Origin of the sequence: Fusicatenibacter faecihominis (assembly GCF_020686945.1) — a bacterium.
In the GTDB taxonomy this organism is placed as follows: Bacteria; Bacillota; Clostridia; order Lachnospirales; family Lachnospiraceae; genus Limivivens; species Limivivens faecihominis.
The window spans coordinates 1-10,857 of record NZ_JAJEPR010000057.1 but is presented as its reverse complement, the minus strand read 5'-3'; the positions used below and the strand labels follow the sequence as shown (position 1 = coordinate 10,857).

7 protein-coding genes are annotated in these 10,857 nt (G+C 42.7%); all 7 read left to right on the top strand.

Annotation, left to right across the window (positions count from 1 at the left end; all coding sequences use genetic code 11):
• The first annotated feature begins 193 nt into the window (after positions 1 to 193).
• The 7 genes from LKD71_RS16995 to LKD71_RS16965 all read left to right on the top strand — a co-directional run bounded on the left by LKD71_RS16995 (position 194) and on the right by LKD71_RS16965 (position 10,704).
• The gene (locus LKD71_RS16995) at positions 194 to 1,525 is read left to right on the top strand and encodes a C1 family peptidase (RefSeq protein WP_227616305.1); all 1,332 of its coding nucleotides are present in this window, start codon (positions 194 to 196) and stop codon (positions 1,523 to 1,525) included.
• Positions 1,526 to 1,619: 94 nt separating this feature from the next.
• The gene (locus LKD71_RS16990; protein ID WP_227616304.1) at positions 1,620 to 3,722 is read left to right on the top strand and encodes a glycoside hydrolase family 3 C-terminal domain-containing protein; all 2,103 of its coding nucleotides are present in this window, start codon (positions 1,620 to 1,622) and stop codon (positions 3,720 to 3,722) included.
• A gap of 194 nt (positions 3,723 to 3,916) precedes the next feature.
• Positions 3,917 to 5,134 carry a purine nucleoside permease gene (locus tag LKD71_RS16985; protein WP_227616303.1) on the top strand — a complete coding sequence of 406 codons (1,218 nt, stop codon included), beginning with the start codon at positions 3,917 to 3,919 and terminating at the stop codon, positions 5,132 to 5,134.
• Positions 5,135 to 5,293: 159 nt separating this feature from the next.
• Complete coding sequence (locus LKD71_RS16980; RefSeq protein WP_227616302.1) at positions 5,294 to 6,511, top strand: AAA family ATPase; 1,218 nt, start codon at positions 5,294 to 5,296, stop codon at positions 6,509 to 6,511.
• Positions 6,504 to 7,184 (top strand): HNH endonuclease, encoded by a 681-nt coding sequence (locus LKD71_RS16975; RefSeq protein WP_227616301.1) that lies wholly within the window; start codon positions 6,504 to 6,506, stop codon positions 7,182 to 7,184. Before LKD71_RS16980 ends, LKD71_RS16975 begins: the two co-directional genes overlap by 8 nt.
• 125 nt (positions 7,185 to 7,309) lie before the next feature.
• Entirely contained in the window at positions 7,310 to 9,118 is a 1,809-nt protein-coding gene (locus tag LKD71_RS16970) for a sensor histidine kinase (RefSeq protein ID WP_227616300.1), read from the top strand.
• Positions 9,115 to 10,704, top strand: a complete 1,590-nt coding sequence (locus LKD71_RS16965) for a response regulator transcription factor (RefSeq protein ID WP_227616299.1) — start codon at positions 9,115 to 9,117, stop codon at positions 10,702 to 10,704. Before LKD71_RS16970 ends, LKD71_RS16965 begins: the two co-directional genes overlap by 4 nt.
• The last annotated feature ends 153 nt before the right edge of the window (positions 10,705 to 10,857 follow it).

Here is a 10,857-nt window from a genome sequence, read left to right as displayed (position 1 = left end):
GCTTTGCCTTAAAAGGCAATCGAGCAGGAAGCCCCCACTTCAAAATCGTAAGATTTAAGTGGTGGGAGCATGTCACCCCTGGTATCTTGAATTGTGCAAAAAAAGAAAGACGATTGTGAAGAAAATTCTCAACCATTTTAAAAAAAATATGTTAGAATAAGAGTACAGTATTTTTACAAAGGAGACTTTAAAAATGAACACAACAATTTCTATGGAGAGCTTGGAAAAGTTTGAAAAAAACTTTGATGCCAACCGCGCCAATGCCATGGCTATGAACGCAGTAGCTGCTAACGGCGTAAATGCTTCCGCGAAAAATTACGAGACCGAGAGAAAGACCACCTTTGATTTTTCCATCAGCCTGGAGCAGGGAAAAATTACCAACCAGAAAAAGAGCGGCCGCTGCTGGATGTTCGCAGCATTGAACTGCCTGCGTTTCCAGGTGATCAAGAAACTGAATCTTGAGACCTTCGAGCTTTCTCAGAACTACACACTGTTCTATGACAAGCTGGAGAAATCCAACTATTTCCTGGAGAGCATCCTGAAAACTCTGGACGAGCCGACCGACGGAAGACTCATCGCTCATCTGCTTTCCATGCCTTTAAATGACGGCGGACAGTGGGATATGCTGACTGCAATCGTAAGCAAATACGGCCTGGTTCCGAAGGGAGCAATGCCGGAGACCTTTTCCTCCTCTGCAACGGGCGAGATGGTTTCCTACATGACCGAGAAGCTCCGTGAGTATGCCTGCATCTTAAGAAAAGCACACAAAGAGGGCAAAACCGATGCCGAGCTTCGTGCTATGAAAGATGAGATGATGCAGACCGTTTACAACATGCTCTGTATTTGTCTTGGTAAACCGCCCAAGACCTTTGATTTCGAGTACCGTGATAAAGACAAGAACTTCCACCGCGATCTGAACCTGACTCCGCAGGCTTTCTATGAGAAGTACATCGGCCTGAACCTGGATGCTTACATCAGCATCATCAACGCTCCGACCGAGGATAAGCCCTACTACCGCAGCTATAGCGTAGAGTATCTGGGCAACGTTCTGGAAGGACGCCAGGTGAAATATGTAAACCTGCCGATCGAGGAGCTGAAAAAAGCAGCCATCGCTCAGATGCAGGACGGCGAGCCGGTATGGTTCGGAAGCGATGTAGGACAGCGCTCCTGCCGTGAGGGTATCATGGATCTGGATATCTACGGCGTAGACGGTCTTTTCGGAACCACCTTCGGTATGAACAAAGCTGAGAGACTGGAGTACAGCCAGAGCCTGATGACCCATGCCATGGTATTCCAAGGTGTCAACCTGGACGAGGATGGCAAGCCCAACCGCTGGAGAGTCGAGAACAGCTGGGGCGAGGACGCTGGTAAAGATGGTTACTATGTGATGTCCGACCGCTGGTTCGACGAGTACACCTACCAGATCGTAGTCAACAAAAAATATCTCCCGAAAGAGGCACTGGAGGCTTACGACAGCGAGCCGATCATGCTGAAACCCTGGGATCCGATGGGATCTCTGGCATAAGAGATATATAGTTTATTATAAAGAAGGAGCAGCTACGCCCCAAAAGGCGGAGGGGCTCCTTTTTTGCAAACAGACAGAAAGGAGATGGCAAAAGATGACACGAGAAGAAGCAAGAGAGCGGGCCAGAGAACTGGTAGCAAAAATGACCCTGGAGGAAAAATGCAGCCAGTTACGTTACGACGCGCCTGCCATCAGACACTTGGGGATTCAGGCGTACAACTGGTGGAATGAGGGACTTCATGGCGTGGCCAGAAGCGGTCAGGCGACGGTTTTTCCGCAGGCGATCGGTCTGGCAGCCAGCTTTGATACGGAGCTTCTTCATGAGGTGGCGGAGGTTATTGCCACTGAGGGAAGAGCGAAATACAATGAGAATGTGAAGCACAATGACAGGGATATTTATAAGGGACTGACCTTCTGGTCTCCGAATGTCAACATTTTCCGTGATCCCAGATGGGGCCGGGGTCATGAGACCTACGGAGAGGACCCTTACCTCACCGGAAAACTGGGAACCGCTTTTGTAAAAGGCCTCCAGGGGGACGGAGCGTATATGAAGGCCGCCGCCTGCGCGAAGCATTTTGCGGTTCACTCCGGACCGGAGGCTCTGCGCCATGAGTTTGACGCCCGGCCTACAGAAAAAGATCTTCACGAGACCTACCTTCCGGCCTTTGAGATGCTGGTGAAGGACGCAGGGGTGGAGGCCATCATGGGAGCCTACAACCGGGTGGATGGGGAGCCCAGCTGCGGCAGCGACAAGCTTCAGAGCATCCTCCGGGGCGAATGGGGCTTCCAGGGGCATTTTGTCTCCGACTGCTGGGCCATCCGCGATTTTCATACCGGCCATATGGTGACATCCACTGCTGAGCAATCTGCGGCTCTGGCGATCAATCACGGCTGTGATCTGAACTGCGGCAACACCTATCTTTATGTGCAGAAGGCCTGTGAGGACGGCCTGGTTTCCGGGGAGAAGATCACAGAAGCGGCAGTCCGTCTCTTTACCACCCGGTATCTTCTGGGGCTTTTTGACGAGACGGAGTTTGATCAGCTTTCTTATCTGGAGGTGGAGTCCAAAGAGCATCTGGCTCTGGCAGAAAAAGCGGCGGCAGAGAGCTTTGTTTTACTGAAAAACAACGGAATCCTTCCTTTGGAAAAAGAAAAGCTTCACACGATCGGCATCATCGGCCCGAATGCGGACAGCCGGAAAGCGCTGATTGGAAACTATCATGGAACCGCCTCCCGCTATGTGACGGTGCAGGAAGGTCTGCAGGATTATCTCGGAGATTCCGTGCGTGTTCTCACCTCTGTGGGCTGTGATATCTGCAAAGACCGGGTAGAAGGTCTGGCTTCTGCAGACGATCGCCTTTCTGAGGCCAGAAGTGTGGCGGAACACAGCGATGTGGTGATTCTCTGCGTCGGCCTGAATGAAGAGCTGGAAGGAGAAGAAGGCGATGCCGGAAACAGCTATGCTTCAGGAGATAAGGGGGATCTGCTCCTGCCGGAATCCCAGAGGGCACTCATGGAGGTCGTTGCAGAGTGCGGCAAGCCTGTGATCCTCTGCCTGATGGCCGGAAGCGACATCGATCTTTCCTATGCGAGAGAGCATTTCGACGCGATTCTGGTTCTCTGGTACCCCGGCGGCGAGGGCGGCCGCGCGGCAGCAAAGGTCCTCTTCGGAGAGACTGCTCCCACCGGAAAACTGCCTGTCACCTTCTATGAATCTCTGGAAGAGCTTCCGGACTTTGAGGACTACACGATGGAGGGGCGTACCTACCGTTATATGAAAGGCAAAGCCCAGTATCCTTTTGGCTATGGCCTGACCTACGGAAAACTGGAGCTTACCGCCGCCAAAATTCAGGAAAATGGAACTGGGGCGGATGTGAGCGTCACTGTTTATAATTCCGGCGACCAGGAAGTGACCGAGACGATTCAGGTCTATGTGAAGAACAGCAAATCTCCCTATGCACCCCTTCATCCGGCCCTTGCTGCCTTCAGCCGGATCACCGTTCAGCCTGGCGAGACCCTGGAGAAGACACTTACGCTGGACGAGAGCGCCTTTACTATAGTGGATGAAAAGGGACAGCGCCAGACTGCCGCCGGAACCTTTGAAATCTACGCAGGCTTTTCCCAGCCAGATGAGCGAAGCGTGGAGCTGATGGGCTGTGCGCCGGTACGGCTGGAGTTTCAGGTTTCCAGGGAGTAGATTTTCATGGCTTTTTCATTTATTGCTTCTTTTTTTGTAAATTCACAAATATGACTTCCTGTATGTGGGAAATATGGAAAAAATTGGGAAAAGAATGTGAAAATTAGGAAAAATTGATAATTGCATAAATTTTGTACAGGGAATATAATTTTTCTGTCAACACTTCAAAACCAAAGAAAAGGAGAACAATATCAATGAAAATGCGAAATTTACTTGCAATGTCTCTTTTAACAGCAGTAGTGGCAACTGCAGCAGTTCCGGTTTTTGCTGAGGAGGAGACGGAAGCGACAGAAACTGTGGCAGAAACCGAAGAAGCTACAACGGAAGCAACAGAAGCTGTAACTGAGGAAACTACAACAGAAGCTGTAACTGAGGAAACTACAACAGAAGCAGCAGAAGCAGAATCCGAAGAGGCTGCAACGGAGGAAGCTACGACAGAGGTAGCTGCAGAAGAGGCAGACGCTGCTGATCCGATCAGCATCAAAGTACTGATTCTTCCCAAATTTGAAAATGGTGAAATGACCGGTGATTTCCCGGGCGAGGCTCAGTATTATTACGATGCTTATGTAAAAGATGGTGATGAATATGATATCACCGGTGGTTTTGAAGGTAATAAGTTGTATGTAAAAGATGGAGTTGCTTTATATGTTACCGGAATGGGCAAGGTTAATTCCGCAATGAGTCTCCAGGCTATTCTTTCCGACAGCCGTTTTGATTTCAGCGACGCCTATGTGTTCAGCACAGGCTGTGCCGGATCTGCAATTGAATACGGCGTTATGGGTGATGTGTATGTCATCACTGCTACCGTTGACTATGATCTTGGTCATCATGCAGATCCCCGTGAACTTACCGACGAGTCCGATGCCACCTGGTATCATGATGATTCCTATGACAGCGCTTCCTATAAGATTCTGAATCAGGATCTCTGCAACAAAGTATATGATCTTGTAAAAGATGTGAAAATCGAGACAACCGATAACACCAGAGCTTATATGGCAGCAGCCTTCGATAATGCAGAGTGGGCAACCAGAGATCCGGAAGTGTTAAAGGGAACAACCGTGACCAGCGACAACTACTGGAAAGGAGAGCATGGTCATGAAACTGCCCTGCTTATGACAGAGACCTACAGCTGCCCGGATCCCTATGCGCTGACTGAGATGGAGGACAATGCACTGGCCGTTGTTCTGGATCGTTTTGGCATGCTTGACCGTTATATCATTATCCGTGATTCTGTAAATACCGATGTATTTATGAACGGTGCAACTCCGGAGAGCTTATGGGACCCGAACTTCGAGGACTCCCTTGATTCCGAGTCCAGCGTAGAATCCGCAGATATCTTTGCAACCGCTATGGAGAACAACTATAAAGTTGGAAGCGTTGTGGTTGATGCAATTCTGGACGGAACCTTCTAAAAAATAAAAAGATTGAAAATAGGCGCTGCCGCTGTATCTGACTTTCAACGAGCTGGATACAGCGGCAGTTCTTTTTTATTGGCTTGTTTTTTTCAATGTTTATGGTATGATTTTAGCAGAAATGTTTTTTGGAGAGACTGGAAAATCGGAGGATTTTAAGTGAAGGAATATTTTATCAGTGAGATCGACATAAAAAAATTATATCATTTGTCAGATATAACAATAAAATTAGATTCAACGAAACGCCAGCATCTTCTGCTGACAGGCAAGAATGGATCGGGAAAAACATCACTGCTGCTGGAAATAGTAAAATACTTGCAGATGGTTAATGCTGAATTAGATTTTAAAACTCTTGAAATTCATTCGGCTTACAGCGATCTTTCTATAGGATATGAAGACCTGGAGCGGGCAAAAAGGATTCAAACGTATCGGCAATGGTTTGAAGAAAGTAATGGTATCTGGGTTGTTTTAAATGATTATGATGGACTGAAAAAAGCCTGCAAGGATGGAACATTTATTATGGCATATTTCCCAGCAGAACGCAAAGCTCAGTTCCTTCAGCCGGATGGCGTGGAAAATGTGATCTTGCCAGAGGCTTACGAAATTGATCATAACGCCGGAAACATACTCCTCAAATATATGGTTCATCTGAAGACTCAGCAGGCTTATGCGCGAAATGAGGGGGCGGAAGCAGTAGCGGAGAAAATTCAGCAGTGGTTTGATCGTTTTGAATCAGCGCTGCGTATTTTGCTGGATGAGGAGTCCATTCATCTGATCTATGATTATAAGAAATATAATTTTAAAATCCAGCAGGAAGGAAGAGAATCATTTGGTTTTAATGAGCTGTCGGATGGTTATTCATCCGTGATCTATATGGTTTCCGATCTGATTCTCAGAATGGATAAGAACTGGCTGCTGGGAGAAGAAATCAGCCATTACGATTATCAGGGAATTGTGCTGATTGACGAACTGGAAACGCATCTGCATATCGAATTACAGAAAAAAATCTTCCCGTTTTTGACAGAGTTTTTCCCTGGAATCCAATTTATCGTGACGACACACTCGCCTTATATTTTAAACTCCGTTTCCAATGCGAAAGCGTATGATCTGGAAAGAAGAGTAGAAATGGATCATTTATCTGCATTTTCTTCGGATGATCTCGCAGAAGGATATTTTGAGGCAGATGCATATTCCGAGGAGTTGAAAAAGGAGCTTGAGCAATATGAGGAGCTTTGCTTTAAAAAGGAACTGACAGAAGAAGAGCATGCAAAGCGGGCGGAACTTAGAATAAAGTTTAAAAATCTGTCGGCAGAACTTTCAGGAGCAGCAAGGGAACGGTTTGAAGATATCGAGCGGAGACGGAAAGCGAATGATTAAGATTGAAAGAAAGGATACGGAGAAGACAAGGCAGGCTGTTGAAGATCTGAAAAAGGCGAAGCAGTCAGGAAGCTCTTATAATACGGAAAGCGTTAATCATGCACTGAGAGAAGTATTTCATGGGAAATGCTATATTTGTGAGAATAAAGAGGCTACCTCATGTCAGATTGAACATTTGGTTCCGCATCGTGAAAATAAAGAATTGAAATATGATTGGGAAAATCTATTCTGGGCCTGCGCACATTGTAATAATACGAAATCTGACCGGTATGAACCGATTCTGGATTGTACAAAAGAACCTGTGGAAAAAGTAATCGCTTTCCGTAAAAAAGGTTATTTTGGGGAAGATGAGAAGCTGGAATTTACAGCCCTGCAGGAAAACGAAGCTGTAAAGAATACGATTTCCTTGCTTGAAGCTGTGTACTATGGAACGACGCCCCAGAAACAGATAGAAGCGCGGATCATACGAAAAACTTTGCGAAAAGATCTCTCGCAGTTTAAAGAATATGTAAGAGAATACCAGGAAGCAGAAGATGAAGACGAAAAAGAAGATATTGGATATCTTTTAGAGAAAGAGCTGAAAGACAGCTCTGCATTCACTGCTTTCAAAAGGTGGCTGATCTGGGATAATGAAAGGTATTCAGAGTTGAAAAAATATATTCCGGAAAGCTGAAGTGATTTTTAGGGAGTCTGCAGATAGGTACTGCCTCTGTGTCTGGCTATAAGTTTTTATAGTAAGATTCAGAGGCAGTTGTTCTATTAAAAATAGTGTTCTGTTTTAATGAGGGAGAAATGATTATGAAAAAACGATGGAGAAAAATAGAATATGATTTGATTAATAAGCAGCAAGCTATAAAAGAAGCTGTTAATAACTGGAAGCTGAGTAAAAGAATGCTTTCTGTTTTGGGACTGGCTGTTACGGTGTTTTGTATTACGATGATTGCGCTTCTGGTATTTTTCAGACATCGGATGAAAGCACAGGTATTGGATTATTCGGACAATACCGTATATTTAATGTCAGTAAGTACGGATCAGTTAATGAAAAATATTGAGGAAAGTACGATTCAGATAATCTCTATGCCTGCAATTATAGAATTTTTGCAGCAGGAAGATATGGATGAAGTAACCTTGTACCATTCTAAAAAAAATCTGGAAGAAAATTATATGAATCCAATTCTGGGGGCAATGAGATTTGTTCAATCAATAGAAATTCAATCGGAAAAAAGGGGAGAAACGTATTCCTTTGGAAACAACCGCTCAGGTGACCGGGCGCTGTATAAGCAGAATTACGGAGATTCTTATAATAAAAAGCAAAAATGGTTTTGGTTTGAAGATAACTATCATAACAAGGATGAAATCTCAATCGTATATCGTAGAGATATTTATGAATTTTCTACGAAACAAAAATTGGGAACTATTTATGTTGAAGTTTCAGACAAAGATATTTCAGACAGATTATTATATGAATTTAACTATATTGAAAATTCAGAAATTCAGTTGGTGGATAATTATGGAAACGTAATAGTGGGTGATGGAAAATTTTTTGATAATGCAACAATGGCCGATGTGTATAAGAATACGATAGTCAGCGAGGAAAAAGAAAAGGCTGTTACGAGAAAGATCGGAAAGGAAAAATATATTCTTGATTATTCAAAGTTAAGTAATGATTGGATGGTTGTACATATTATTCCATGTATAGAGATTTTTTCTGCAATTGACAAAATGCTTGTGATTGTTATGGGGATCTGGGGCCTGGTAACAGCTGGCATTGTTTTTTCTACCTTTACGATTGCAAGGAGTATAACACGGCCAATCGAATTGCTGGAGAAAACTATGGAGGAAGTAAAAAGAGGAGATTTTTCAAAATCAGTTCCGGTTATTTCCGGTGGAGAAATTGGAAGACTATGTAATGGTTTTAATATCATGATTCAAAAAATTAATTCTCTTTTTCATGAATTTGAGATTAAACAGCGGGAAAAGAAAGAAGCAGAACTGCGGAGTCTTCAAAACCAGATATCACCGCATTTTCTGTATAATATTTTAAATTCTTTAGCCTGTGATGCCAGACTTAGAGGAAATGAAGATTATGCACTTATCCTGAATGATCTGATTCAGTTATTGAGAAAAAGTTTAAATTATAAGTGCGATTACATTACGGTAGAGGAAGAGATTTCTCTGCTGGAAAACTATCTCCATTTACAGCAGTTCCGGTATAGAAATAAATTTGATTATTCGGTAATGATTGATGAAGAAGCCAAAAAGTGCTGCTCTTTAAAACTGATTTTACAGCCGATTGCTGAAAATTGTATTTTGCATGGAATGGGAAAGAATTTTATGAGAATACGAGTTACAGCCGAAAAAAGAAATTCTGAAATCTGGATCAGCATTCAGGATGATGGAGAAGGAATGGAGAAGGAACGCCTTTTACAGATACAGAAGGAACTGGAAGCAGGCTTTGAAAACACAGAAAAGCATATAGGTTTAGGCAATGTCAATAAAAGAATCCGCCTGTATTTTGGAGAAGCATATGGAGTAATAGTTACCAGTGGAAATCATTTTACCAAAGTGGATGTTCACTTTCCGGCAGTATTGGAGGATCGCAAATGAAAACAGTATTATTAGTAGAGGATGATTATTCGGTTCGGGAATATTTGAAGAAAGCGATCGCCTGGAAAGAAAATGGATATTGCGTGATTGGAGAAGCTGATAATGGGGTCGAAGCTCTGGAAGTAATAAGAGAAAAGCTACCGGACATTATGATTACCGATATTCAAATGCCGCAAATGAATGGAACAGAACTTATTCACAGAATAAAAGAAGAAGGCTATGCTACAAAATCTGTAGTGTTAAGTTTTTATGATGATTTTGAATATGTACGAAATGCGATGAAGGATGGGGCAGTGGATTATATATTAAAACATCAGCTTTCAGAAAAAACGATCCTGACTGTATTAGATGGAATTGAGAAAACACAGCAAGATGAGAATATGAACAATGTCAAAAAAGAAAATTCCATAATGAAACGGCAGTTGAAAAAGAATCAGAATGCAGTTAAATGTGGGATTTTCCGCAAAATGATGGAAGGAAGAACAGAAGATTCTTTTTTAGAGCAGTTTGGCATTGTCGGGACAGATATGACATTTGCTGTAGCAGCGTTGCAGTTGAAAAACTCAGAAAATACGGTGTTTCATGAAAAAAGCAAAGAGTATGATACCGATATACTGGGTTTTTCCGTGTGTAATATCATAGAAGAAATCCTGCAGGAAAAAGGGAATGGAATTGCATGCACAGAAAACAATCAAAACTACCTGATATTTTTTTCATGTGATGGAAAAGGTCATGAAATGTTTCTGGAAAAGAAATGTTCTGAAGTTTTGTATACAGTAATGGGGAAAATAGAGGAGTATTTGAAGCTTTCATCAGCGATCGGCTTAAGTAAATCCTATTCTGCGTTAGAAAATGTAAAACAGGCTTTCTCACAAAGCGCTCAGGCCCTGGAAAGCGTTTATTATGGAGGATATGGAAAGCTTTATCTTTATTCAGATACAAACTTTTCCGAAGAACTGAATCTTATGTATGGAGAGCTGCAAAAAACTTTTACTTTGGCCAGAGAAGAAAATATGCTTAAAGAGCCATTAGAAAATTTTCTGGAATATGTGGGAAGAGAAAAACTACGGCCTGATCTGATGCGAAAGCTGGAAGATTATATTTCAACGAATTTACTTTCTTTTTTCAATCAATTAAAAACAAGTTTTGATAAAGAGATCGAGTTGCCCTACAACCTTTATGGAAATTCGCTGACTTATGAAGAATGCTGTAGAAAGTTAATCAGCTGTGCAGCGTTTATTGATGAAATGCAGAGGAAAGCGCAAGACTGTTATGAACGGCAGGAGATAAACGATGCAGTGAGATATATACGGCACAATTATAATAGAAATATTACTTTAGAAGAAATAGCTAAGTCTGTAAATTTAAGTAAAGTATATTTCAGCCAGTTGTTTAAAAATGAAACAGGAATGAATTTTACAGATTTTTTAATACAATTTCGAATTGAGGAGGCTGCAAAACTGCTTAAATCAACGGATATGAAAGTTTATGAAATTGCAGAACAGGTTGGAATTCCGGATCAACATTATTTTAATCGTTTGTTTAAAAATATCACTGGTGTGACCCCTAAAAAGTTTAGAGAGTAAAATAGTGCAATAAAATCTAAATACAGAACAATTACATATACTGAGATGCCTGCTAAAATAGTTTTACAAAACAAAAAGGAGCTTCCTGTATAATTCAAATATAGGGAATTCCAAGAAAGAAGGTTGAGAAAAAGAAATACCTCAGAGTAAAAT